This window comes from Pseudoalteromonas sp. CR1, from assembly GCF_019392235.1.
Taxonomy (GTDB): domain Bacteria; phylum Pseudomonadota; class Gammaproteobacteria; order Enterobacterales; family Alteromonadaceae; genus Pseudoalteromonas.
Genome location: NZ_JAHXRM010000015.1, coordinates 1 through 24116, shown reverse-complemented (window position 1 = coordinate 24116; position 24116 = coordinate 1). Strand labels below are relative to the sequence as shown.

The 24116-nt window shown below is 41.3% G+C and carries 24 protein-coding genes and 1 pseudogene; 13 read left to right on the top strand and 12 right to left on the bottom strand.

The annotated features are described in order from the left end of the window. Positions 1–23: 23 nt before the first annotated feature. The gene (locus KZZ04_RS13425; RefSeq protein WP_058403636.1) at positions 24–590 is read left to right on the top strand and encodes an NADPH-dependent FMN reductase; all 567 of its coding nucleotides are present in this window, start codon (positions 24–26) and stop codon (positions 588–590) included. An 11-nt stretch (positions 591–601) separates the two neighbouring features. On the opposite strand, the gene KZZ04_RS13420 is transcribed toward KZZ04_RS13425, so the two are convergent. Further along, positions 602–1048 (bottom strand): TerB family tellurite resistance protein, encoded by a 447-nt coding sequence (locus KZZ04_RS13420; RefSeq protein ID WP_058403637.1) that lies wholly within the window; start codon positions 1046–1048, stop codon positions 602–604. Between the two features lie 98 nt (positions 1049–1146). On the opposite strand from KZZ04_RS13420, the gene KZZ04_RS13415 reads away from it, so the two are divergent. Further along, positions 1147–1512, top strand: coding sequence for a hypothetical protein (locus KZZ04_RS13415; RefSeq protein WP_219422949.1), 366 nt, complete (start codon positions 1147–1149; stop codon positions 1510–1512). Positions 1513–1514: 2 nt separating this feature from the next. On the opposite strand, the gene KZZ04_RS13410 is transcribed toward KZZ04_RS13415, so the two are convergent. Together KZZ04_RS13410 and KZZ04_RS13405 are read right to left on the bottom strand one after the other, a co-directional pair. Then, complete coding sequence (locus KZZ04_RS13410; protein ID WP_219422948.1) at positions 1515–2108, bottom strand: hypothetical protein; 594 nt, start codon at positions 2106–2108, stop codon at positions 1515–1517. A 43-nt stretch (positions 2109–2151) separates the two neighbouring features. Continuing rightward, positions 2152–3138, bottom strand: coding sequence for a hypothetical protein (locus tag KZZ04_RS13405; RefSeq protein WP_058403640.1), 987 nt, complete (start codon positions 3136–3138; stop codon positions 2152–2154). A gap of 411 nt (positions 3139–3549) precedes the next feature. On the opposite strand from KZZ04_RS13405, the gene KZZ04_RS13400 reads away from it, so the two are divergent. Continuing rightward, positions 3550–5058, top strand: coding sequence for a DUF3360 family protein (locus tag KZZ04_RS13400; RefSeq protein WP_219422947.1), 1509 nt, complete (start codon positions 3550–3552; stop codon positions 5056–5058). A 72-nt stretch (positions 5059–5130) separates the two neighbouring features. Here the strand turns inward: KZZ04_RS13400 and leuD are convergent, their stop codons facing one another. The 5 genes from leuD to fabR form a co-directional block, all read right to left on the bottom strand. Beyond that, complete coding sequence (leuD, locus tag KZZ04_RS13395; RefSeq protein ID WP_219422946.1) at positions 5131–5730, bottom strand: 3-isopropylmalate dehydratase small subunit; 600 nt, start codon at positions 5728–5730, stop codon at positions 5131–5133. Next, a complete protein-coding gene (leuC, locus tag KZZ04_RS13390) occupies positions 5730–7130 on the bottom strand; it encodes a 3-isopropylmalate dehydratase large subunit (RefSeq protein ID WP_219422945.1) in 1401 nt (466 codons plus the stop codon). Before leuC ends, leuD begins: the two co-directional genes overlap by 1 nt. A gap of 55 nt (positions 7131–7185) precedes the next feature. Beyond that, positions 7186–8262: a 3-isopropylmalate dehydrogenase gene (gene leuB / locus KZZ04_RS13385; protein ID WP_138527403.1), complete on the bottom strand. Its 1077-nt coding sequence runs from the start codon at positions 8260–8262 to the stop codon at positions 7186–7188. Beyond that, a complete protein-coding gene (gene leuA / locus KZZ04_RS13380) occupies positions 8259–9812 on the bottom strand; it encodes a 2-isopropylmalate synthase (protein ID WP_219422944.1) in 1554 nt (517 codons plus the stop codon). Before leuA ends, leuB begins: the two co-directional genes overlap by 4 nt. 401 nt (positions 9813–10213) lie before the next feature. Then, positions 10214–10837 carry an HTH-type transcriptional repressor FabR gene (gene fabR, locus KZZ04_RS13375; protein WP_058403645.1) on the bottom strand — a complete coding sequence of 208 codons (624 nt, stop codon included), beginning with the start codon at positions 10835–10837 and terminating at the stop codon, positions 10214–10216. A 126-nt stretch (positions 10838–10963) separates the two neighbouring features. Between fabR and KZZ04_RS13370 the strand changes: the two genes are divergently transcribed. Continuing rightward, entirely contained in the window at positions 10964–12097 is a 1134-nt protein-coding gene (locus tag KZZ04_RS13370; protein WP_219422996.1) for a fatty acid desaturase, read from the top strand. Between the two features lie 13 nt (positions 12098–12110). Further along, a complete protein-coding gene (gene sthA / locus KZZ04_RS13365) occupies positions 12111–13541 on the top strand; it encodes a Si-specific NAD(P)(+) transhydrogenase (RefSeq protein ID WP_010557785.1) in 1431 nt (476 codons plus the stop codon). 73 nt (positions 13542–13614) lie between these two features. Here the strand turns inward: sthA and hemE are convergent, their stop codons facing one another. Continuing rightward, on the bottom strand, positions 13615–14679 hold the full coding sequence (gene hemE / locus KZZ04_RS13360) for a uroporphyrinogen decarboxylase (protein ID WP_008126752.1): 1065 nt from the start codon (positions 14677–14679) through the stop codon (positions 13615–13617). 523 nt (positions 14680–15202) lie between these two features. Here hemE and KZZ04_RS13355 point away from each other — a divergent pair. Beyond that, entirely contained in the window at positions 15203–15673 is a 471-nt protein-coding gene (locus KZZ04_RS13355) for an Rsd/AlgQ family anti-sigma factor (RefSeq protein WP_058403648.1), read from the top strand. 71 nt (positions 15674–15744) lie between these two features. Here the strand turns inward: KZZ04_RS13355 and fkpA are convergent, their stop codons facing one another. After that, positions 15745–16491, bottom strand: coding sequence for an FKBP-type peptidyl-prolyl cis-trans isomerase (gene fkpA, locus KZZ04_RS13350; RefSeq protein ID WP_008126756.1), 747 nt, complete (start codon positions 16489–16491; stop codon positions 15745–15747). Between the two features lie 215 nt (positions 16492–16706). On the opposite strand from fkpA, the gene KZZ04_RS13345 reads away from it, so the two are divergent. Further along, the gene (locus KZZ04_RS13345) at positions 16707–17705 is read left to right on the top strand and encodes a WD40 repeat domain-containing protein (protein ID WP_219422943.1); all 999 of its coding nucleotides are present in this window, start codon (positions 16707–16709) and stop codon (positions 17703–17705) included. Beyond that, the gene (locus KZZ04_RS13340) at positions 17692–17907 is read left to right on the top strand and encodes a SlyX family protein (RefSeq protein ID WP_006793743.1); all 216 of its coding nucleotides are present in this window, start codon (positions 17692–17694) and stop codon (positions 17905–17907) included. Before KZZ04_RS13345 ends, KZZ04_RS13340 begins: the two co-directional genes overlap by 14 nt. 30 nt (positions 17908–17937) lie before the next feature. Here KZZ04_RS13340 and KZZ04_RS13335 read toward each other — a convergent pair whose 3' ends face one another. Next, on the bottom strand, positions 17938–18141 hold the full coding sequence (locus tag KZZ04_RS13335) for a YheV family putative zinc ribbon protein (RefSeq protein WP_058403650.1): 204 nt from the start codon (positions 18139–18141) through the stop codon (positions 17938–17940). Between the two features lie 132 nt (positions 18142–18273). On the opposite strand from KZZ04_RS13335, the gene KZZ04_RS13330 reads away from it, so the two are divergent. The 5 genes from KZZ04_RS13330 to KZZ04_RS13310 all read left to right on the top strand — a co-directional run bounded on the left by KZZ04_RS13330 (position 18274) and on the right by KZZ04_RS13310 (position 23608). After that, positions 18274–20196: an ATP-binding cassette domain-containing protein gene (locus tag KZZ04_RS13330; RefSeq protein ID WP_138527409.1), complete on the top strand. Its 1923-nt coding sequence runs from the start codon at positions 18274–18276 to the stop codon at positions 20194–20196. Next, complete coding sequence (locus KZZ04_RS13325) at positions 20180–20593, top strand: TIGR02444 family protein (RefSeq protein WP_219422942.1); 414 nt, start codon at positions 20180–20182, stop codon at positions 20591–20593. Before KZZ04_RS13330 ends, KZZ04_RS13325 begins: the two co-directional genes overlap by 17 nt. Before the next feature lie 504 nt (positions 20594–21097). After that, positions 21098–22084, top strand: coding sequence for a hydrolase (locus KZZ04_RS13320; RefSeq protein ID WP_058403653.1), 987 nt, complete (start codon positions 21098–21100; stop codon positions 22082–22084). Positions 22085–22086: 2 nt separating this feature from the next. Further along, entirely contained in the window at positions 22087–22341 is a 255-nt protein-coding gene (locus tag KZZ04_RS13315) for a YheU family protein (protein WP_219422941.1), read from the top strand. A 64-nt stretch (positions 22342–22405) separates the two neighbouring features. Then, positions 22406–23608: a dipeptidase gene (locus KZZ04_RS13310; RefSeq protein ID WP_219422940.1), complete on the top strand. Its 1203-nt coding sequence runs from the start codon at positions 22406–22408 to the stop codon at positions 23606–23608. Between the two features lie 355 nt (positions 23609–23963). Here KZZ04_RS13310 and KZZ04_RS13305 read toward each other — a convergent pair. Beyond that, a pseudogene (locus tag KZZ04_RS13305) lies at positions 23964–24116 on the bottom strand (elongation factor Tu); the annotation flags it as partial.

The following is a 24116-nucleotide window of genomic DNA, read 5'->3' as shown; positions in this document are numbered from 1 at the left end:
TAAAACATAAAAAGGCCAAATCCATGTCAGCACCAAAAATTATCGCTCTTGCGGGCAGCTTACGAAAAGAAAGCTTTAATCAAAAACTTATTAATGAAGCAGCACGTTTTGCTTTGCAAACCGGTGCTGAAGTAGAAGTTATTCAGTTAAACGAATTAGATATTCCACTATTTAACGAGGACATTGAAGCGCAAGGCACACCAGTCGACGCCCAGCTTTTAAAAGACAAACTCCGCTCTGCAGATGGTATTTTATTGGCAAGCCCAGAGTATAACGGCTCGATCACTGCGCCATTAAAAAACGCCATCGATTGGGCGTCACGTACAGAGCAAGGTGCAGTACCGGCATTTCGTAATAAAGTAGTGGCATTATTTGCTACTTCACCGGGTGGATTGGGCGGTTTACGCGGTTTAAACCACGTACGTGATATTTTAAGCGGCATTGGTTCGTTAGTGCTTGCCGACCAACTTGCTGTACCCTCTGCGTTTTCTGTTTTTGGCGATAATGGCCAAATTAGCGACCCAGAAGTAGCCGATAAAGTATCTTCACTTGCTCATCAATTAGTCAGTGTTGCAAGCAAATTAAAGTAACCTTATACGCTTTACTTTTGCTTTGTCGCCGCTATTTTTGCGGCGATAAAATCAACATGCGTTACATATAATAGACCCGCTATTTTACGTATTACGTACTCTTCTTGTGGGTCTATTTCACCGTCTGCATAGGCTAAACGCCACAGCAATTCTATTATTTCGATGCGCTCGGCTGCACTGCAATGTTCATTAATCTGCTTTGAAAACTGAAAGTAATCAATTGCACCATCTAAACTGCTTGCAGCATTGGTGGTGAGCTCTTCAACCTCAGAATCTGTTAAATTAAAATATTTTTTTAAGGTTACAGTCAGGGTGTGTTGTTCATTATTGTCGAGCTTAGTATCGGCACGCATGACTTCAATTAGCAACGCTGCTACCGCCGTCTTTAAATCGTGCGGCTCTATACTCGGCGCTTGATCATCGAATGCTGCAAAAAGCTGTTTTATTTGTTTGAACATCACATTATCTCTTTTTGGGTGTTAGACTTAACGTACATAAACCGAACTTATATGAGTATTTAATGGTTATTAAGTTCGCAAATTAAAGGATACATTTTATGAAAGGGTTATTTTCACCACGCTTTATTATTAGTAGCGCACTGGTGGGCCTTTCGAGTATAGGCACTGCGCAAGCCGACACCATCGAAAAAGAAAAATCATACGACTTTGATAATAAAGTGCATTACTACCAAACCAAAATTGACGACAGCAATTACAAACTAGAAATACAATCAGACGACTATAAGCATTTTGCCAATCAAAGTATGTTTTTACTTCGCCATGCAGAGAGGTTGTGCCGTGGTAATACCTTTATGTTAAAAGTGCTTGAAGGCGTGCAAGAATACGAACGTTTTCCTACTAAGCCACGTGCCTATCAACCACCTTTAACGGTTTTATTGCAATGCAAAGAGCCCGAACAATAAGTTTACTCTTCGTACCCCCATGGTGCAGCGGGTGGCGTAATAGATTTGGTTAAATCAAAATCCACTTTAAATTCGAGCCCTTGACGAATTAAACGGTAAGTAAATACCTCAGGGTAAATATACATTTGCCATGTATTCCCTGCCGATTGCGCAATACCTTGTGCTACAAATAATTCTTTAGAATATTGATCAGCAGGAAACGACTGCATTTGTGCATAACCCGCATCAAGTGTATGACCGCCATACATGGTTGAAGCATCGTCAGTACCATCTTCATGGCGATGATCGTGTTTTAAGCTCAAACCACTGCCTGTTTTTGTAATGATCCATGTACGTGACGCATCATCTCCCACATGAAATGGTACTTGCAGCTCGCTATCAGTACATTTACGTACATGCATGATTAGTTTTTTATTATCAAATGAGCTTAGGCCCTTTGCGTTATCTATACTTACTTTGCCCTCAAACGCTTTACCACAGTGCGCTGCAATATTTTTAAAAAACGCATCATGCGTTGGTATAGATACCAAAGGCGCAGGGCGCGCAATAGCTGCCGATGAGGCAAGTAATAACGTTGCTGCCGTTAATGATTTCATAAAGTACTCTTATAATAATTTTTTAATACCATAGCGGTTTAAGTTAAGTTTGGGAAATAACTGCGACAAGTGGCTTCTCTGCTCTATTTTTCATTAATGTTAAAAGTGAATGATGGAAGTCTTGAAAAATGACCTCACCCCATATTCGCGAATAAACACCAAAATTTGTATTATCTTGCACGGTCGTTTTTAAAGTTAAAATGGTATTACCGCTTTTATCTTCACTTAACTCATACCCACCGTAAAGAGGTGAAAAGTATTCGCCTCCTAGTTTTACATGTTTATCGAGTGCGTCATCGGGGATAGCATCAGGGTCTATGTCAAATCTATAAAGCATCTGTTTATTTGGCTGCCAATCCGTAATAACTTCTTTAAATATAACTCCTTTTTGCCATTTACTGGTTCTAATTGCACCAACACCCGCAGCATTCATATTTGCCTCTAAGGGCTTAGGTACACCTATTAATTGGGTAAGCGAAAATGGCAATTCTTGTGGCTCTATGGTGCTTACATTTGCAAGCTGCTGCCACACACGGTTTATAGGCGCTTCAATAATTATAGAGTTGGTGACTTCGTACGTTTTTGATAAGTGTAAATAATTTACCTCAATAGGTGAGAGCAATACAGGAAGCAAAGCTATTGAAAGTAAAGAATGGTTAGCGTTTTTAGTTTTGCGATTTTTAATAAAACCTGCCAGTAAACCGCCAATACTTGCAAAGAGCATAAAGGCAGGCAAAGCCATTGCCACACAAATACTGCCTTCAAGTAACGTAATAACACTGACAAGTAAAAAAACAAAAATTGGCTGCCAAGCAATTATCACCATTTGCCTTTTAGTTAATGTTTTTGCGCTTTTAAATTCAAAATGAATACGAATATAGCCAATTGCAACGGGCACTAAAAACATAAATGATATAGAGACTAGGCTACTTAAATTATAAGTATCAAATAGCTCTACAAACAGCCGCATAAATATGCCGTAAAGCGTACCAAGTAAAATACCAATTGATTTAGGGGAGTTGAATTGCATCTCTATTCTTTATTGTTGTTATTAACAATCAGAAAGTAACAGAAGTATTATTCCACCACAAATAAAACAAAATTAACGGCTCCTGCAAGCAAATAGCCTGAAATAAAACAAATTTAACAACCACTAAGACTAAAGGATAATAACCTGTCGTTAACACGATACTATTCGGCAAATAGCTCTGCGCATCATTAATGATGCAATCAAGAATATGATTTATAAAAACTTTTAATCACCTTCTGTAATTTTATGATTTTTAGTGTAAAGCTGTTTTTTTAATTAACTGTATTAAAAATAATCATACACGACCTTTTGCCTATACATTCCTGAGTAAAAGCTGTTCTACCCTGCCCCTTCACTATTCATTTGCTTTAGGGCGTTTTGAAAAATAAGCAACGAGTAACAGGAGGGACTATGTCAGTAACCCCAAAGCGTCACAACTCAGATCACAAAGATACATTGCACGACAATACCAACAGCTATCAAAACAATCATAAACCCAGTTCAGAGTTTAATACCCGCGACGAATATTTAGAGCACGAGCTACAAATTATGCAGCCCAAGCGCTGGCGGCCTAATTTACCATTTAGAGACTACCGCTTTGAATTTGAAGACACGATTCCAGCCATGGCGGGCACCATTGGTAAAGTTGTTATGGTGGGGGCTATTGCAGCTACTTTTGCAGCGCCACTGGGTTTAAGCGATGCGTTTGTGTTAGAAAACGTACGCTATGAATTACTCATTGTTTCTATTTTTATTATTTTGTTTTCGGGCTTTATTTTACCCACGGCTAATTTAGCCGGTACTCATGGCCCACTTATTCCTCTTATTCCTATTGTGGTTGCCGCTGGCGGCCACCCTATGGCGTTTGGCTTACTCATTGGTGCCTTTGGCTTTATTTTAGCCATAACCAAAGGAGGGAGTTTATTGGCACGGTTAACCAGTAAAGGCGTGTGCGGGGGCTTACTCATATACTTGGGCTTTATTGGTACTATTTCGCAGGTTAAAAAGCTATTTGCATGGGCTGAGGCCATTGATATGGCGCACATTGCATTTATAGTTATTTTGGCCACCATTTTATTGTATGCGTTACTTGAGCATTTTAAAAAGCGCTGGCTTGCTGTGCCGCTTAGCTGCCTTATTGGCGGTGTGGTTGCATTTGCACTCGGTGCCCCATTTGAATTTAATACGGCACCGGGCTTACCAAATATGAACCCAGCTTATTGGTGGGGCGAAAACACGGGTTGGATGCTTGGCCTACCAAAACTTGAAAGCTTTGTGGTTGTGCTGCCGTTTGCGGTACTAGCTGTCGCTATGTGGTCACCGGATTTTTTAGGTCATCAAGTTTTTCAAAAAATTAGTTACCCACAACGTACTGAAAAAGTACAAATGAACATAGACGACACCATGCTAAGTGCATCGGTTAGGCAAACCTTTGGCTCACTGGCCGGTGGTGCTAACTTTACCTCATCGTGGGGGACTTACATTGTACCTGCTGCTATTGCTAAACGCCCTATACCGGCGGGCGCCATTTTAACAGCCGTATTTTGTATTATTGCGGGTTTATGGGGTTACCCAATGGATTTAGCCATTTGGCAACCCGTGCTTTGCGTTGCGCTTATTGTTGGTGTGTTTATTCCGCTGCTTGAGGCAGGTATGGAAATGACACGCGAAGGTAAAACAACGCAATCGGCCGCAATAGTTGTATTTGCGTCAAGCTTGGTTAACCCTGCTTTTGGTTGGTCACTGACTATGCTGCTTGATAACTTAGGCTTAATTGGCTGTAAAGAGCGCAGTGCTAATTTAACTAAAATGAGCCGCTGGGTTGTACCACTCATTATGTTTGTGGTTTTAACTACCGTTATGGCTATTGTTGGTATGTTGCCGGGCATTCCTGCGCTAATGGCTGATTTTAGACATTAATTTAGGGTATAAAAAAGCGCGGCTTATATACTCAGCCGCGCTTTGTTTTCATATGTAATTAATTGCTTGTCGTTACTGCCAAGGGCGCTCAGCAGCAAGTTGTTTTTCAAACGTATCAATTTGTGGATTTAGCGTTTCGGTCACACCAATAAAATCTAAGCCACTTAATAAACGCTCTTTTACGTCTTTGCGAATATCAAAACTAATTGGCGCAAATTTATCGCTTGATAGTGTTTGGTTTTCAAGATCGATTTGAATGTTTATATCGTCGTGTTGCTCGCTAAGTACAAACAATTGCTCAAGCGTATCCGCCGGTAGTGCAATGGCTAGCATTTGGTTGTTGCCGCAGTTATTAAAGAAAATATCAGCAAAACTTTCCGCTAAAATCACTTCAAAACCATATTGCTTAAGCGCCCACGGTGCATGCTCACGCGATGAGCCACAACCAAAGTTGTCGCGCGTTAATAATATTTGCGCGCCTTGGTAGCATGGGCGATTTAAAATAAAATCAGGGCTTGGTTCGCCGTTTTCTAGGTAACGCCAATCGTAAAACAATGCTGCATCAAAACCATCACGGCTGGTTGATGTTAAAAACTGCTTAGGAATGATTTGGTCTGTATCTACATTGTTTTTATCAAGTGGGGCCATTAAGCCACTAAAAAATACGCTCATTAGGCTTCTCCTCTAATATCAACAAAGTGACCATGTATTGCAGCAGCTGCCGCCATTGCAGGGCTTACTAAATGCGTACGCCCGCCACGACCTTGGCGGCCTTCAAAATTACGGTTAGACGTAGATGCACAGCGTTTGCCCGCTTCTAAACGGTCATCGTTCATCGCTAAACACATTGAACAGCCTGGCTCGCGCCATTCAAAGCCTGCGGCTTTAAAAATATCGGCTAAGCCTTCGTCTTCAGCTTGCTTTTTAACAAGGCCTGAGCCCGGTACAATTAACGCTTCGATACCAGCTACAACTTGCTTACCTTCAACAATTTTTGCCGCTGCACGTAAATCTTCAATACGGCTATTAGTACACGAACCAATAAATACAGTATCTACTTTTGCGCTTGATAATTTATCGCCCGCTTTTAAGTCCATGTACTTAAGTGCGCTGCGTATAGCGTCGGCTTTAATTAAATCAGGTTCTTGGTCAGGATCGGGTATGCACTCATCAACGCCAATGACTTGTTCTGGGCTTGTGCCCCACGTAATTTGCGGCTGAATGTCTTTAGCTTCAAGCTCAACACTTAAGTCAAACTCAGCGCCTTCATCTGTTTTTAAGGTTTCCCAGTATTCAACTGCTGCGTCAAAGTCAGCGCCTTTTGGTGCAAACGGACGACCTTTTAAATAATCATAGGTAATTTTATCTGGCGCTATTAAACCCGCTTTAGCACCCATTTCAATGCTCATGTTACATAGCGTCATACGGGCTTCCATTGAAAGTGCTACAATGCCTTCACCACAAAATTCAGCAACATAACCTGTGCCACCAGCTGTACCTAATTTACCAATAACCGCCATTATTAAATCTTTAGAGGTTACCGTTGGGCGAAGCACGCCGTTAATTTGAATTTTTAACGACTTTGCCTTTTTTTGCTGTAGGGTTTGCGTTGCTAATACGTGCTCAACCTCAGATGTACCAATACCGTGTGCTAATGCGCCAAACGCACCATGCGTAGAGGTATGGCTATCGCCACATACAATGGTAGTGCCAGGTAGGGTAATACCTTGCTCTGGGCCCATTACATGCACAATGCCTTGGTTAATGGAGTTTAAATCGTAAAGTACAATGCCAAACTCTTTACAGTTTGCATCTAGCGCCATTAACTGGTTTTTAGATACTTCGCTTGCGGCATCAAGTGATCGGCTTTTAGTCGATACATTGTGATCCATCGTTGCAAAAGTTTTTTCAGGGCAACGCACCGTACGTTTTTTTTCGCGTAGGCCTGCAAAAGCCTGCGGTGATGTCACCTCATGCACTAAATGACGATCTATATAAAGTAAATCAGTTTGCTCGTTTATGCTGGCAACGGTATGTGCTTGCCAAATTTTGTCGTATAACGTTTGGGCCACTTGCTAATTCCCTACTCTGTTAAGTCGCAGCATAACGGTGCTGCGGCTTTAATAATTAAATACGTGAAACAATGGCTGCTGCCACATCGCTTGTGCTGTAACCACCCTCTGGGTAGATATCTGGCGTGCCAACGCCTGCTTCTACGGCTTCGGCTACGGCTTTTTCAATGGTGCGCGCTGCTTCGTCTTGCCCTAATGAGTAACGTAGCATCAGTGCGGCACTTAAAATTTGCGCAATCGGGTTTGCAACACCTTTGCCTGCAATATCAGGGGCTGAACCACCAGCAGGCTCGTACAAACCAAAGCCCGATTGATTTAAGCTGGCCGAAGGTAATAAGCCCATTGAACCTGTGATCATTGCACACTCATCTGACAAAATATCACCAAATAAGTTATCGCAAAGTAACACGTCAAACTGGCTAGGCTGTTTAACTAGCTGCATAGCTGCGTTATCTACGTATATGTAATCTAGGCTTACTTCTGGGTAGTCTTTGCTTACTTCGGTAACGACTTCACGCCATAATACGCTTGATGCAAGTACGTTGGCTTTATCTACCGAGGTTACGTGGTTACTGCGTAATTTTGCTGCTTCAAAGGCAAAACGAGCTATACGTTCAATTTCTTTACGCGAGTAGTTTTGCGTATCAAAGGCAAACTCTTCTTCGCCTTCGCCACCTCGCCCTTTTTCACCAAAGTAAATGCCGCCGGTAAGCTCGCGCACACATAAAATATCAAAACCTTTTTCGCTAATGTCGGCACGTAATGGCGATGCTGCGCTAAGCGCCGGTAAAAGCTGCGCTGGGCGTAAATTACAAAACAAACCAAAGTGCTTACGAAGCGGTAAAAGCGATGCACGCTCAGGTTGCTCGTTAGGTGGTAGGTTTTCCCACTTAGGGCCACCTACTGAGCCAAATAAAATGGCATCGGCGTTTTCACACGCGCTTAGTGTTTTTGGTGGTAATGCTTCACCAAATTCATCAATGGCTGCACCACCAATAGCATGATGATCGCGGTTTAGAGTAAAACCAAACTTATTGCTCACAGCATCAAGTACTTGCTCTGCTGCTGCCATTACTTCTGGGCCAATACCGTCGCCAGCTAATACTGCAACGCTGTAGTTTGTTTTACTCATCCTGCTTTCCTTTGTTGTTTTAAATCAGACACTTTTTGTGCACGATAAATTAAGTTGTAAACACGGATCATGGCGCGTACCGACGCTTCTACCACATCCGCAGCAATACCCGCACCGTGATAAGGGCGGCCATCGTATTTAGCAATAATGTTTACTTGGCCTAGCGAGCTTGCGCCTTGGCCAGTGGCTTCTAAGTTGTATTCAATCATTTCAACGCTCATACCGGTTAAGCGCTCAATTGCCGCAAACGACGCCTCTACCGGGCCATTACCTGTAGCAGCTTCTTGTTTAACTTCGCCATCAATCACCATACCAATAGTTGAGCTTGCTACCGACTGTGAGTTAGACGCTGAGTTTACAAACTCTAACTGGTATTTTTCGTCTTTGTCGTTAATTTGATTTAAGTAAATCATGGCTTCAAGGTCGTAGTCGTACACCGTGCCTTTTTGATCCGCTAACGCTAAAAAGCTTTCGTATAAGCTGTCCATATCGTAATCAGCTTTTTGGTACCCTAACTCTTCTAAGCGGTGCTCAATAACATGACGACCCGAACGCGAAGTCATATTTAATTGGTTATTTGGCACACCTACGCTTTCTGGCGACATAATCTCATAAGTATTTTGCGCTTTTAATACGCCATCTTGGTGAATGCCCGAGCTATGTGCAAAGGCGTTTTCGCCCACAATCGCTTTATTTGGCTGTACCGGCATATTACAAATTTTTGCAACTTGGCGAGATGCGCGATAAATTTCTTCGCTTTTAATATCGGTATGTACTTTTAAGTGGTCTTTGCGCATTTTCATGATCATCGCCACTTCTTCAAGCGAGCAGTTACCCGCACGCTCACCAATCCCATTTATTGTACATTCAATTTGACGAGCACCCGCTTGTACAGCGGCTACCGAGTTAGCTACAGCTAAACCTAAATCGTTATGACAATGTACGCTTAAACGCGCTTTATCAATATTTGGCACGTTATTCATTAAATGGCGGATCATTGCAGCGTATTCGTCTGGCGTTACAAAGCCAACGGTATCGGGCAAGTTAATAGTAGAGGCACCCGCATTAATGGCCTGCTCAACAATTTTACATAAATCCCGATGCGGCGTACGCCCTGCATCTTCACACGAAAACTCAACATCATCTGTGTAGTTCCGCGCTAATTTAATTGATTTAACCGCCATTGCCGTTGCATCATCTAGGCTCATGCGTAATTTGTGTTCAAGGTGCAAAGGGCTTGTGGCAATAAAAGTATGAATACGGCTTTGCTGTGCTGTGCGAAGCGCCTCACCACAGGCTTCAATGTCTTTAGCAACCGAGCGTGCTAAACCACAAATAATTGGGCCTTTTACTTCGGTTGCAATACGTTGCACCGAGCGAAAATCAGCAGGGCTCGAAACTGGAAAACCCACTTCCATCACATCAACATTCAAGCGGCTAATAGTATGCGCTAACTGAATTTTATCGTCTTCAGTAAGGCTTGCTTTAAGTGCCTGCTCGCCATCACGTAAGGTGGTATCAAAAATCCATACTTTATCTTTGTCTTGCATAACTGCCCCTCATTCCTGTGTTACCCAAATTTCAATTTATCCCAGCCGCGAGATAAAAAAAACCCCGCAATTGCGGGGTTTTTAATGTTTAACTCGATGCAAACACACTAATCCCCGCTCACTTGCCATAGCAGTAAGAGGTTAAGTTTTAGTGTAATTAAACGAATATTTTGCATCTTGTTTCTTGTGTGTGTTCAGTGAGGCCTATTTTTAACATTACCTAGAGATGGAAGCAAGCATAAAAATTCCACAAAACAACTTAAACTCACATTATTTTAGGTTTTATTATTTAAATAATAATTAATTTCAGGATTTAAATATCAAAAAAAACCAAAACCACGCTTAAATATATAACCTAAACAAGCTGCTCTGCTTATATTAACTCTTTACTATTTTTTAGGCTAAGTTACTTTATTTGTTTCTCTTACATAATGGGTTGCACCACGCGTTATGTAACGCAGCTGCCAAATAACACGCTCAACTAGTTCGTCTAGTTGTTGGCCTTCTATATCTAGCGCCTCTGCGCCGGCATTAAATACCAGTGTTACCATGGCTTCTGATTGGATGTAGGCATGCATGGCGTCGCACTTGGTTTCGCTTTCTAAGTAGTGGGCAAGCTCTAAAATAAAGTGTTTGATTTCGCGTGCGACTGCGGCTCTAAATGCCTTAGATGTACCAGAGCGCTCTCGCAGTAATAACCTAAATTGGTTACTTGAGCTGTCTATAAATTCCATAAACGTAACAACCGAGGTGTTAATGACACTGCCGCCGTCGTTTGCTATGCGTCTGCGGGCTTGGCGCATAAGTTGGCGCAGCGTTAAACCGGCTTCGTCTACCATGGTTAAACCTAGCTCGTTCATATCTTTAAAATGGCGATAAAACGAGGTGGGTGCAATGCCGGCTTCGCGGGCTACTTCGCGTAAACTTAAATTCGAAAAGCTGTGATCTGCACTTAGCTGATTAAATGCCGCCTGAATTAAGGCTTGTCGTGTTTTTTGTTTCTGTTGCGCTCTAACACCCGACATCAACAACTCCCTGAATAATTTTATATTAATATTTAGTGATAATAGCTCAATTCCCCAGTCTAATACTTGACGGCGAGAGTTTGAAATACTATTTTAGCTTACAGTTGTACGCTGAGATTGAGAATGATGAATAAACCACCGATTATCTGGACAAACGTCCTATTTTTTAGCCTTACCTTTTTAGCGGCTATCACACTTGTTCCTTGGTATGGCATTAGCTACGGATTTACCAGCGCACATTGGATTGCTTTTGTAGCCTGCATGTTTTTTGCAGGCCTATCTATCACAGCCGGTTACCACCGTTTATGGGCACATAAAACGTATAATGCTCATCCTGCTGTTGAATTTATTTTTGCCCTAGGCGGTGCATTTGCGCTGCAAAACAGTGCGTTGCACTGGAGTAGCGATCACCGTATACACCATGGCCAAGTTGACGACCCAGTAAAAGACCCTTACGCCGCAACTAATGGCTTTTGGTACAGCCACATTGGCTGGATGTTACGTGACTACCAAGGCGATAGCTATGGCGATTACAGTAATTGTCGTGATTTACAGCGTAATAAAATCGTTATGTGGCAACACAAGCACTACCTAAAACTGGTTATTGCCATGAATGTTGGCCTACCATTAGCACTTGGTTTATTGGTAGGCGATGTGTGGGGTATGCTGATTTTAGCGGGTTTACTGCGTTTAGTATTAAGCCAACACTTTACCTTTTTTATTAACTCGGTGGCTCATATTTGGGGTTCGCGCCCATACACTGAAAAAAATACTGCGCGCGATAATGGCTTTTTAGCGTTATTCACTTATGGCGAGGGTTACCATAACTTTCATCATATTTTTGCAAGTGATTATCGTAATGGGATTAAGTGGTTTCATTATGACCCCACCAAATGGATGATCCGCTCTTTAGCTGCCATTGGTTTAGCCAGTAAATTAAAGCGCACACCGGTTGAACGTATAGAAAAAGCTAAAGCCGATACGCTTATGAGTAAAACGAAAACACGCGTTGCAAAATTGCCTTTAGCGCAAGATAGGCTTACATTATTACAACAAGAGTACGATTTATTGCTGAAAAAACTGCAGACATATTGTTCACTTCAAAAACAAGTTTTAGAAGTTAAAAAAAATAATATGGCAAAGCAGTGTGAACGTCCAGCTTTAATGGCACAATATCACGAGCTGGAAGCCGCCTGGGAAAATCAAAAGCAGGCATGGCTAGCACTTAATGCGAGGTTATTAAAAGCCTCTTTTAATTAATTTAGGAGTGGCTGTGGCCAAACAACCAGAACAGAAAAAAGCACCCGTAAGTTTCCAATATGACGCAATAATTATTGGTACGGGCCCTGGCGGTGAAGGCACCGCCATGAATCTTTCAAAAAACAACAAAAAAGTAGCGGTTATAGAGCGCCAAGAAACAGTCGGCGGCGGTTGTGTACATTGGGGAACAATCCCTTCTAAGGCATTACGTCACTCGGTTAGCCGCTACATTGAATACAAAGCCAACCCGTTGTTTAATATTGGTGAACGCCCTAGTCGTTTAACGTTTCCTGATATTTTACGTCACGCAAGTTCGGTTATTTCTAAGCAGTCTAATTTACGTAGTAGTTTTTACGATCGTAATCGCATTCATATGTTTCAAGGTGATGCGAGCTTTGTTGATAAACACACTGTTGAAGTGAAACGCCTTGATGGTTCAACTGAGCGTATTACAGCAAAAACCATTGTTATTGCCACGGGCTCTCGCCCTTACCGCCCACCTGAAGTTGATTTTAGCCATTCTCGTATTTATGAGAGCGATACTATTTTAGGCCTTGAGCATGACCCTCAGCGCGTACTTATATACGGCGCAGGGGTTATTGGCTGTGAGTATGCTTCTATTTTTAAAGGTTTAGGCGCTAAAGTTGATTTAGTGAATACTCGCGACCGTTTACTTGCCTTTATGGATGCTGAAATATCTGATGCACTTAGCTACCACTTTTGGAATAGCGGCATTGTTATTCGTCATAACGAAGAGTTTGATCGTGTAGAGACGCGCGACGATTGCGTTGTTATGCATTTAAAATCGGGCAAGCGTGTAAAGGCTGACTGTATTTTATTTGCCAATGGCCGCACAGGTAACACTGACACACTTAACCTTGAAGCCATTGGCTTAAAAGCCGACGGCCGTGGGCAAATTAAAGTAAACGAAACCTACCAAACTGAGGTTGAAAACGTTTATGCGGTAGGCGATGTAATTGGCTACCCAAGCCTTGCTAGTGCTGCGTTTGACCAAGGCCGTATTGCAGCTGATGCCATAGCCTGTGGTAACTGTGATGATAAGTTAATTATTGATATTCCGGCGGGTATTTATACCATTCCAGAAATGAGCTCAGTGGGTAAAACAGAGCAAGAACTAACCGCGGCTAAAGTACCTTACGAAGTAGGCCGCGCTCAGTTTAAACACCTTGCACGCGCGCAGATTGCAGGTACTGAAGTAGGCAGCTTAAAAATATTATTCCACACCGAAACCAAAGAAGTACTTGGGGTACATTGCTTTGGCGAACGTGCCTCTGAAATTGTCCACATTGGCCAAGCCATTATGGAACAAAAAAATGGCGGCAATAATATCGACTACTTTGTAAATACCACATTTAACTACCCAACCATGGCAGAAGCCTATCGGGTTGCAGCATTAAATGGTTTAAATCGCTTGTTTAAGTAAGCACTTTAAAGCGTATAAACAAAAAGCCCGCTGTTAAGCGGGCTTTTTAGTATTAATGCATAAAACACATTAATTATTTGTGATACTGGCCGCTAAGCTCGTGCACGGCATTAATAAATACACCGGCATTTTCTGGGTCAACGTCTGGCGTAATCCCGTGACCTAAATTAAACACATGGCCATTGCCTGTACCAAAGTCTTCTAAAATAGTGCCTACTTCTTGGCGTATACGATCTGGCGTACCATGTAGCATTGACGGGTCCATATTACCTTGCAAGGCCACTTTATCGCCTACACGGCGTTTAGCGTCACCAATATTAATGGTCCAATCTAGGCCTACTGCATCACAGCCTGTTGCTGCTATTGCCTCAATCCATTGGCCGCCATTTTTAGTAAATAACGTTACTGGCACTTTGCGACCATCGTATTCGCGAATTAAGCCATCTACAATTTTATGCATGTATTGCAGTGAAAACTCGTTGTAGTCGCGCGGACTTAATACACCGCCCCACGAATCAAATACCATTAACGACTGTGCACCGGCTTTTACTTGTGCATTTAAGTAGTCAATCACTGAATCAGCAAGCTTGTCTAATAGTAAATGCAGTGTTTGCGGCTCTGCAAACGCCATTTTTTTAATTTTACCAAATACTTTGCTGCTGCCGCCTTCAACCATGTATGTAGCAAGTGTCCATGGTGAACCCGAAAAACCAATCAGCGGTACTTCGCCTTTAAGTTCACGGCGAATAGTGCTTACCGCGTTCATTACATAGCCAAGCTCATCGGTTGGGTCTAGCTTAGGTATTTTTTTAACATCGGCAAGGGATGAAATAGGACGTTCAAATTTAGGGCCTTCACCTGTTTCGAAGTACAAACCCAAACCCATTGCATCAGGAATCGTTAAAATATCGCTGAACAAAATGGCTGCGTCTAATGGGTAACGACGCAGTGGCTGAAGTGTCACCTCACAGGCAAGCTCAGCATTACGGCACAGGCTCATAAAATCGCCCGCTTGTGCACGTGTAGCACGGTACTCTGGTAAATAACGTCCAGCTTGACGCATCATCCATACAGGCGTTACATCAACGGGTTGTTTTGCAAGTGCACGTAAATAACGGTCGTTTTTTAATTCGCTCATGGCGTAAATGATCCTAATGCTTATAGAAATTGTGCAAGATTGTATCACCATATTCATCGCCTCTCTATTTCTTAAAGACGAAAACACCTTTACATAGAAGTAGATCAACAATATTGATGGTTTTAATCCATTTTGATTATAAAACGAGCAAAAAACACTAACATTTAAAACTTTTTGTTAATATGTTTGCAACATAACAAAAACCTTGGTATTGTCTTTCCCGCGTTAACAAAAACAATAATAAATTATTAAAACAATAAAAATAAAAAGTTTTAAATAATAACAATAAAAATCATTTAATAAAAATAAGAAAGCTTGTTATAACAAGCCACTTGAAGAAATTAGACCACCTTAACCGGTGGTTTTTTCTTGCCTGCAATAAAATTTTGCCCCTCCTATCAAATAAAGCTTATTCACAATTAGAACATCTGCATTACTTGTTGATATACACGCAAATTAAATATATCTTGATGTACATAAAAACGAATGTAACTAACAACCAACCCAGCTTAGGAGAACAGTTATGCTGACGCGTGTAGAAAAAGCTCAACAGAAATGGGGTGGTAGTCATACAGTAATCGATAACTGGCTCAATGAACGCCAAGAACTTATTGTACTGTATTGTAAGATTGCAGGGTTTGCGCCTTATGATAAAAACGATCATGCGCTACCAGAGCCTGAACAAATTCAATCTTTTTGCCAACTGCTTATGGACTACCTGTCTGCAGGCCACTTTGAAGTGTACGATGATATTGCTAAAGCCTGTGAAAAAAAGGGGTTAGAAAGCCAAAAGCTGGCAAACTCGATTTATCCGCGTATTTCTAGCACAACCGATGTCGCACTTGATTTTAATGACAAGTACGCCGAAGTAAATAAAGATGATTTGTTAGAAGGGTTTGACAACGATCTTTCAGTTATTGGTGAATCATTAGAGCTTCGTTTTGAGCTTGAAGATGAACTAATCGATAACTTGTTTTCTAATCATACTGATTAAATCACGTTTAAATTAAGCTACACGAATTAAAAAAGGGACCTTAAGGCCCCTTTTTACGTTTTAAGCCTAGCTTATTCAGCTGGTGCTTCTGCATTTTGAATTTCTAGTAATTCAACTTCAAAAACAAGTGTTGAATTAGCTGGAATTTTACCAAGGTCACGGTCGCCGTAAGCAAGCTCTGAAGGAATAGTGAACTTGTACTTAGAGCCTACAGGCATAAGTTGTAAACCTTCAGTCCAACCTGCAATTACGCGATTTAGTGGGAATGTAGTTGGTTCATTACGTGCGTATGAGCTATCAAACTCAGTGCCATCTAATAATGTCCCTTTGTAATGTACTTTAACAACGTCTGTTGCTGCTGGCTTTTCGCCTTCGCCTTCGCTTAATACTTCGTATTGTAAGCCAGACTCAGTTACCGTTACGCCTTCTTTTTTAGCGTTATCAGCTAAGTATTGAACACCTGCCGCTTTGCTTTTTTCAGACTCAACTTTCGCTTTTTCTTCTTGCTTAGTGCGTACTGAGGTATCTAAAGCCGTTAACACTTCACGAATTTTTTCTTCGTCAATTTTTGCATTACCAGCAAGTGCATCTTCGAAACCACGAATTAGTAGTGCTTGGTCTAGCTCAATGCCAATTTCAGATTTGTCTGCTAGGTCTTTATTTAAAAAGTTACCTACAGAAGCACCAATACCATATGCTTGTTGTTGCTCTACAGTGTCTAGTGTTACTTCAGCTTGCTCTTTTTTTGCTTCTTGATTACAAGCTGTAAGCGCTAAAACCGACGCTGCAATCAATGACAATCTAATCGTCTTTTTCATTTTAAATCTCCGACATACTTTGCAGTTGTCATTTATTGTAATATTACTAGTTAAAGATTAACGCCCTACATGGTAGGCTGTTTGTTTAATAACTAAAGTCTGTATTGTTAGCTAAACTAAAAATATATATTCAGTGATTAGACAAACAACCTAGGCATTTAACGCACCTAGTCTAACCTCTCAGTCACTAAGAGTTAAGAGGAAATACTTGTAAGATGTCGATATTTCGTACTTTTTTAATCGTTTTTAGCTGTTTTTTAGCCATTGCTTGTACCGATAAAAAAAATCAATCGGTAGAAAGCTTTGAACACACCGCACAAGGTGCATTTTCGTCAGCACTCTCTCACGATGGTAAGTACAGTTTAATCTCTTCTATCAACCATGGGGTCGCGCTGTGGGATAATCAACAGCACGTTTTAAAATACCAATGGTTTCAGCAGCAATCGCAAGACAACTTAGTTTACAGCGTGGCTATTGCGTTTGATAACAGCGTTGCGGTTACCGCAGAAAAAACAACGTTCGCAGTGTGGGATATCAGCACCGGCGAAAACAAAGGCTATTACAAAATACAAAAAGCCACGATTCGAGATATTGCCATTAGCAACCAAGGTCGCAGCGTGTTGTATGGTCGCAGCGATGGCGTGGTTGTATTTTTAAACCTTGAAACCGGACGTCGCATTGAGTTTTTAGGCCATCAAGATAAAGTTAATACCGTTGATTTAGCGCCTAACGGACGCTTTGCATTAAGCGGCTCTAACGATTACGTTGCCTATTTTTGGGATACCAATACTGGGCAAGTTATTCACCGCTTTAGCCACCCAACACGTGTTACTCAAGTAACCCTTGATCCACAAGGTCGTTTTGCATTTACTGCCGATAGTATGAAGCAAGCACATGTATGGAAGCTGACTACAGGTGATCTTGTGAGTAAACTGGCGTATATTGCGCGTCAGAAAATTTTTACCGCCGTGCGCTTTAACGAGCAAGGCACATTGCTGGCAACGGGTTCGCCTAATAAGCGAGTTGATTTATGGCAAATATCAAGCGGTGAAAAAATTCAAACGTGGCAAGTTACGCCGCGAGAAGGCAGTAAACCAAAATCGGCCGTTGTGCTTGATGTGGCATTTATAGATAACGATAAGTCGTTGTTAACCGAAAGCTCCAGCGGTATCGCAGAGCGATTTATTATACGAGACACTAATGAACACAATTGAACACCGCGTAATGGAACTTGAAGCCAAAGTGGCTTTTCAAGATGAAACGATTGAAATCTTAAACGATGAGATCAAAGTACACCAGCAAATGCTAGCTAAAATGAAACGCCAAACAGAACTGCTGGCAGAAAAAATTAAAGAAGCGCAAACCTCGCCTTCTATGATGTCAAATATGCCAGAGCCACCGCCTCCGCATTACTAAAAGGTGTGTACCTAGGCAATAAAAACCGGGTTATTCGCCCGGTTTAAACACACCAATGACTTGCTCAAATTGGCGAGTTGACGCCTGAACAGCGTTTTCTGGTTGCGACATTTTATGCCCACACTCAACACACTCTACTTTTTCAACATCATGTTCTCTGTATAGCATCATAGTATCCATGGCTTTACAGTCAGGGCACGATGCGCCAGCAATAAATCGCTTCTTTTGTCTCACAACATTTTTCCTGTGGTTTGAACTACAACTATTTTATCGTATAACATCACTTGTTGATACGCTTGATAAGCGCATTAAGTTCTATGGTATGATAGCGCCAACTTAACAAGGGTACAGTAAAGTAACGCATTCATGATCCAAATATCAGAAATAGAACTCCTTCGTGGCGGCACAGCCTTATTAAAAAATGCATCAGCTACGTTATTTCCAGAGCACAAAGTAGGCCTTGTGGGTGCCAATGGCTGCGGGAAATCAACCTTATTTGGTTTACTAAAATCTGAATTGCAACTTGATGCCGGTAATTGCAGTATTCCTAAAGATTGGTCTATTGCTTCGGTTAAACAAGAAACCCCAGCCCTCGAAATAAGCGCCATTGATTATGTATTGCAAGGACACCCTGAATACTACGCGCTGCGTATTGCACTACGTGAAGCAGAACAAAATAACGATGGCGATACCCAAGCCAAAGTGCATATTCAACTAGAAAACATGAAAGGCTACAGCATCGAATCGCAAGCTGGCGAACTTTTGCATGGATTAGGATTTGCTAATAACCAAATAGAAAACCCCGTGAGTGCGTTTTCAGGTGGTTGGCGCATGCGTTTAAACCTTGCCCAAGCACTTATTCGTAATGCTGATTTGTTGCTACTCGATGAGCCAACAAACCACCTTGATTTAGATGCCGTATATTGGCTTGAGCGCTTTTTACGTGCCTACACAGGCACATTGGTACTTATATCGCACGACCGTGAGTTTTTAGATGCAGTAGTTGATCAAATTTGGCACATAGATAAACAACTTATCAATGTGTACAAAGGTAACTACTCGCAGTTTGAACGCCAAAAAGCAGAGCGTTTATTACAACAGCAAGCCATGTTCGACAAGCAGCAAGAGCAAATTGCACACCTTGAGCAATTTATTACTCGTTTTAAAGCAAAAGCCAGTAAAGCTAAACAAGCACAAAGCCGGGTAAAAGCGCTAGAACGTATGGAAAAGCTTGCCCCTGCACATGCCGACTCACCGTTCAACTTTGAATTTGCAGAGCCTACAGCTCTACCAAACCCGCTAATGAGTTTAGATAAAGCTAAAGCGGGTTATGGTGAAGTGACTATTTTAAATAATATAGAGCTTAACTTAGTGCCTGGTAGCCGTATTGCTTTACTGGGACGAAATGGCGCAGGTAAATCAACGCTCATTAAACTACTCTCTGGTGATTTAGAACCGCAAGCAGGTAAGGTTGTGCAGCACCATGGTTTAAATATTGGTTACTTTGCGCAGCATCAACTTGAATCGCTTGATTTAAACGCCAGCGCAATTACGCATTTACAACGTTTAAATCCAAAAGCTACTGAACAATCACTACGTGACTTTTTAGGTGGCTTTGCCTTTATTGGCGATAAAGCCCTAGAGCCCGTAGCGCCATTTTCGGGTGGTGAAAAAGCCCGTTTAGTCCTTGCTATGCTGGTATATCAAAAGCCTAACCTGCTACTACTTGATGAACCTACCAACCACCTTGATTTAGAAATGCGCCACGCGCTAGTTATGGCATTGCAAGGCTTTGAAGGCGCCATGGTTACCGTATCGCATGACCGCCACATGCTTAAAAACACCGCTGATGAATTTTATTTAGTCGATGATGGCAAAGTAACTCAATTTGGCTACGATTTAGATGCGTATTACCAGTGGTTACTAAATGCGAATAAAGAAGCTGTTAAAGCCCAGCAAAATGATGAGCCCAAAGCACACTCAGGGGTTAACCGAAAAGAGCAAAAACGCTTAGAAGCCGAATTTAGAAAAGCCATTCAACCGCTTAAAAAGCAAATTGAAAAGCTTGAAAAACAACTCGACAAACACTCTGCAGAGCTTAGCGAAGTAGAAGTGGCCCTTGGCGATAACGAACTCTATAACGATGACAACAAAGCCCAATTAAAAGAATTAATAGCTAAACAAGCCACGCTTACGCCCAAACTTAACGACATTGAAGAAGAGTTACTTATGGCGCTTGAAGAAATGGAAGAAAAAGAACAGGCCTTTGCCGATGAACTTGCTCAATAGCGATGACTTTTGGCAATTTGCATGCACTTTGTATGCAAAGCCTGGGCAACAACACACCTTGCTGGCACTACAAAACCAGCAAGGTAAAAACGTTAATCTGTGTTTATTATTACTGTATTTAGACTCACTTAAACTAAGTATCAATGCCGAGCAGCTCAGTACTTTAATAGAGTCAATTGACGAATTTGATACACAAGCACTTAAGCCTCTGCGCTCTGTCCGTCGCTATTTAAAAGCAAATCAGGAGACGATTGCTGACTACACAAAAATACGTGAAGAGTTATTAAGCGCAGAGTTAAAGCTTGAAAAACAGCAACAGCACATGCTAATTGATACAGTTAATGGATTTGAGTTAGTAGCATGTACAGCACCAGATAATAGTGCGCTGTATTTGTAAACAATCCCTAATTAGCTATCAGTTTTGAACTGTCAGCGACCAGCAACCTGGTTAACTTCATTTACTTCTCATGCTTTTCTCTTTGTGCAAAAAGATCTTTAAGCCTGCAAACTCGCTAACTTCTCTTGGCAACTTTGATCCAAATCAACTTCTTAACAGCTCTTTTTATAATCAGGAAAATAGCTTGATCTGGATCATATAAGCTAACGCAAACTCAACCTATGATTAACCCATAGACATCAGGAGGCAATTATGGACGTATTCTTTAGAGATTTTTTTAGCGACCCAGTGTTATTTTTATCATTTGGTTTTTTAGGCGTCGTTATTAGTTTATGCCTATTTTTTGTGTATTTTTTCATGAAAAAAGTACACGACGCTGATCTGACAGAGCAACATTAAAAAATTAAGCACGACGCACAAAGCGTCTAATTAGTTACTAATTAGGCGCTTTTTATTCTTTTTGATACACTAACGCTTCGTTTTTGCAAAGTGTGTAGTACAAACATGATCCATACGTTTAAACCAGCATGGTGGATGACCAATCGTCACGTCCAAACCATAATGCCGCGTTTTTTCCGCCCTTTTCATAATACTCGCTACGAATTAGAGCAACTTGATACACCTGACGGTGACTTTATCGAGCTGGCATGGTCACTTCCGCATAACGAAACTGCCCCACTTGCCATTGTATTACACGGCCTTGAAGGTAATATAAATAGTTTTTATGCCAAAGGCATGATGAAAGCGCTAAAAAAGCAAGGGTATGCCGTTGTACTCATGCACTTTAGAAACTGCTCGACCGAGGTAAACCGGCTTCCTCGCGCCTACCATAGTGGTGATACGGACGATTTAGCTTTTTTTATTAATCACCTAAAGTTACTGTTTCCAAACAGACCTTTATTTGCTGTTGGTTTTTCGCTAGGTGGTAATGTATTAGCAAAATATTTAGGTGAGCAAGCCCAGCGATGCCCACTAAATGCGGCAGCCGTTATATCAGCACCGTATGATTTATCATCATCAAGTGATGTAATACGCAAAAGCTTGGGTAAAATTTATCAAAAGTATTTGCTCGATCGCATGAAAAAATCGATGCAGCGCAAATTACCTCAAATTAAGCAGCAAATACCTATTACCACTGATGAATTAATGGAAATTGATGATTTATTAGAATTTGATAACCATATAACAGCTCCTTTGCATGGCTTTGAGAATGCACACGATTATTATCGCCAAGCCAGTTCTATGCCCTACTTAAAACATATTGCTGTACCCACCTTAATCATTCATGCAAAAGACGACCCAATGCTGTCGATTAAAGCGGTGCCAAGTAAGCAAGATGTGAGTGAAGATGTTACACTGCGTGTTTCTGAAAAAGGTGGGCACGTTGGATTCATTAGCGGAAACAATCCGTTTAAACCCATTTTTTGGTTAGAAAAAGCCGTACCCAGTTATTTTGGCCAACACATAATAGACAAAGCGAGCAACCAGTAGTAATGATTATTCCTTTTGAGCAACTTGATAAAGACACCCTATACAACCTAATTGAAAGCTATGTACTGCGTGAAGGCACCGATTATGGCGAACAAGAATTCAGTATTGAAAGTAAAGTGGCGCAGGTAAATCAACAATTAAAAAACGGCGAAGCCATGGTGTTTTTTTCAGAGCTGCACGAATCGGTCACTATTATTTCAAAGGGCGAATTTAAAGCACTGCAAAGTGAAGATCATCAACAAGCATCGTATGATTAAAGTGTAATACTTGTAACTTTTTAGCTGAGCGTACACAATGGCTTTTTACCCAAAGAGCCAAAACATGATAAAACTCAGCACTCTAGTGGTAGCCGTATCACTAGCTTTAACAAACCAAGCCTTTGCAGAGCAACCAATTAGCGCGTCAGACAAAGCGGTTAAACTTGCCAAAGACACTATTTTAATCGACACCCACATTGATGTGCCTTACCGCATTCACGATACGTGGGCTGATGTAACCAAAGCAACTGAAGATGGCGATTTTGATTATCCTCGCGCAGTTGAGGGGGGATTAAACGCCCCATTTATGTCGATTTATATTCCTGCTCATTTAGAATTTGAAGGTAAAGGCAAAAGCTATCAGTTAGCTAACCAGTTAATTGATGGGATGGAAGCCATTGCACAACGTGCGCCTTCTAAATTTGCAATGGCAAGCTCTACAAACGACATAGAGCAACAGTTTAAAGAGGGTAAATTGTCTATTGCTATGGGAATGGAAAATGGCTCCCCTATTGAAGGTGACTTAAAAAACCTTCAGCACTTTTTTGACCGTGGCGTGCGTTACATCACCCTCGCACACTCACAAAGTAATCATATTTCTGACTCGTCTTACGATATTCGCCGTAAATGGAAAGGCTTAAGCCCCTTTGGTAAAGAGCTGGTCACTGCAATGAATAATATGGGTATGTTAATAGATGTATCGCATATTTCTGACGATGCGTTTTATCAGGTAATGGAATTGTCTAAAACACCGGTGATTGCATCACATTCATCGCTTCGTAAATACACCCCAGGTTTTGAGCGTAATATGAATGACGATATGCTATTAGCGCTAAAAGAAAATGGAGGCGTGATTCAAATTAACTTTGGTTCGAGCTTTGTTACAGCAAAAGCAGGTGCATGGGGCAAGCAACTAAAAAGCACAAAAGAGTCGGCTAAAAAACAAGGCACTAAATTAAGTAATGATTTTGATGCGGCTTATCGCGCTAAAAATCCATATCCGTTTGCAAGTCTTGAACAAGTACTTGATCATATTGATCACGTTGTAGAGTTGATTGGCATTGATTACGTTGGCATTGGCTCTGATTACGACGGCGTTGGCGATTCGTTACCTATTGGCTTAAAAGATGTGTCTAGTTATCCAAACTTAGTACAAGGCTTAATGGATAGAGGCTACAGCGACGCCGATATTAAAAAAATCTTAAGTGGCAATACACTAAGAGTATGGAAGCAAGCTGAAGCATACGCCAAAAAAACTAAGCTGTGAAAGTTGTCAGTTGTCAGTTGTCAGTTGTCAGTTGTCAGTTGTCAGTTGTCAGTTGTCAAAAAAATTAATTAAAAGCACGGCTTAAAGTCGTGCTTTTTTATGTCTTAAGTATAATTTAACACCAAGCTACTAATAGCTGAAAACTAAACACTTTTCTTCAGACATTAAAAAAGGCCACCTAAGTGACCTTTTTCTAACAATTAACTTAAAAGTTAACTATTACTCATTGAACGTTACTACAAAGCACCTACGCCTAAGGTAAGAGCGCCACCTTCACATGACATAAATTACAGGCATTAAAAAACCCGAGACTAAGCTCGGGTTTTTTTGTATTAATTAACTTAAATGTTAATTATTACTCTACGATAGTTGCTACAACACCAGCACCTACAGTACGGCCACCTTCACGGATAGCAAAACGAAGACCTTCATCCATCGCGATTGGTGCGATTAGAGTTACTGTCATCTTGATGTTATCACCAGGCATTACCATTTCTACGCCTTCTGG

Bases quoted from the DNA above. Each gene is read 5' to 3' on its own strand.
- KZZ04_RS13405 (WP_058403640.1), bottom strand. From the start codon at position 3,138: ATGCAATTCAACTCCCCTAAATCAATTGGTATTTTACTTGGTACGCTT.
- KZZ04_RS13310 (WP_219422940.1), top strand. From the start codon at position 22,406: ATGATAAAACTCAGCACTCTAGTGGTAGCCGTATCACTAGCTTTAACA.
- KZZ04_RS13340 (WP_006793743.1), top strand. From the start codon at position 17,692: ATGAACACAATTGAACACCGCGTAATGGAACTTGAAGCCAAAGTGGCT.
- KZZ04_RS13425 (WP_058403636.1), top strand. From the start codon at position 24: ATGTCAGCACCAAAAATTATCGCTCTTGCGGGCAGCTTACGAAAAGAA.
- fkpA (WP_008126756.1), bottom strand. From the start codon at position 16,491: ATGAAAAAGACGATTAGATTGTCATTGATTGCAGCGTCGGTTTTAGCG.
- KZZ04_RS13345 (WP_219422943.1), top strand. From the start codon at position 16,707: ATGTCGATATTTCGTACTTTTTTAATCGTTTTTAGCTGTTTTTTAGCC.
- fabR (WP_058403645.1), bottom strand. From the start codon at position 10,837: ATGTCGGGTGTTAGAGCGCAACAGAAACAAAAAACACGACAAGCCTTA.
- KZZ04_RS13315 (WP_219422941.1), top strand. From the start codon at position 22,087: ATGATTATTCCTTTTGAGCAACTTGATAAAGACACCCTATACAACCTA.
- KZZ04_RS13355 (WP_058403648.1), top strand. From the start codon at position 15,203: ATGCTGACGCGTGTAGAAAAAGCTCAACAGAAATGGGGTGGTAGTCAT.
- KZZ04_RS13420 (WP_058403637.1), bottom strand. From the start codon at position 1,048: ATGTTCAAACAAATAAAACAGCTTTTTGCAGCATTCGATGATCAAGCG.
- KZZ04_RS13325 (WP_219422942.1), top strand. From the start codon at position 20,180: ATGAACTTGCTCAATAGCGATGACTTTTGGCAATTTGCATGCACTTTG.
- KZZ04_RS13370 (WP_219422996.1), top strand. From the start codon at position 10,964: ATGAATAAACCACCGATTATCTGGACAAACGTCCTATTTTTTAGCCTT.
- leuB (WP_138527403.1), bottom strand. From the start codon at position 8,262: ATGAGTAAAACAAACTACAGCGTTGCAGTATTAGCTGGCGACGGTATT.
- KZZ04_RS13320 (WP_058403653.1), top strand. From the start codon at position 21,098: ATGATCCATACGTTTAAACCAGCATGGTGGATGACCAATCGTCACGTC.
- hemE (WP_008126752.1), bottom strand. From the start codon at position 14,679: ATGAGCGAATTAAAAAACGACCGTTATTTACGTGCACTTGCAAAACAA.
- leuD (WP_219422946.1), bottom strand. From the start codon at position 5,730: ATGAGCGTATTTTTTAGTGGCTTAATGGCCCCACTTGATAAAAACAAT.
- KZZ04_RS13330 (WP_138527409.1), top strand. From the start codon at position 18,274: ATGATCCAAATATCAGAAATAGAACTCCTTCGTGGCGGCACAGCCTTA.
- KZZ04_RS13415 (WP_219422949.1), top strand. From the start codon at position 1,147: ATGAAAGGGTTATTTTCACCACGCTTTATTATTAGTAGCGCACTGGTG.
- leuA (WP_219422944.1), bottom strand. From the start codon at position 9,812: ATGCAAGACAAAGATAAAGTATGGATTTTTGATACCACCTTACGTGAT.
- KZZ04_RS13410 (WP_219422948.1), bottom strand. From the start codon at position 2,108: ATGAAATCATTAACGGCAGCAACGTTATTACTTGCCTCATCGGCAGCT.
- KZZ04_RS13400 (WP_219422947.1), top strand. From the start codon at position 3,550: ATGTCAGTAACCCCAAAGCGTCACAACTCAGATCACAAAGATACATTG.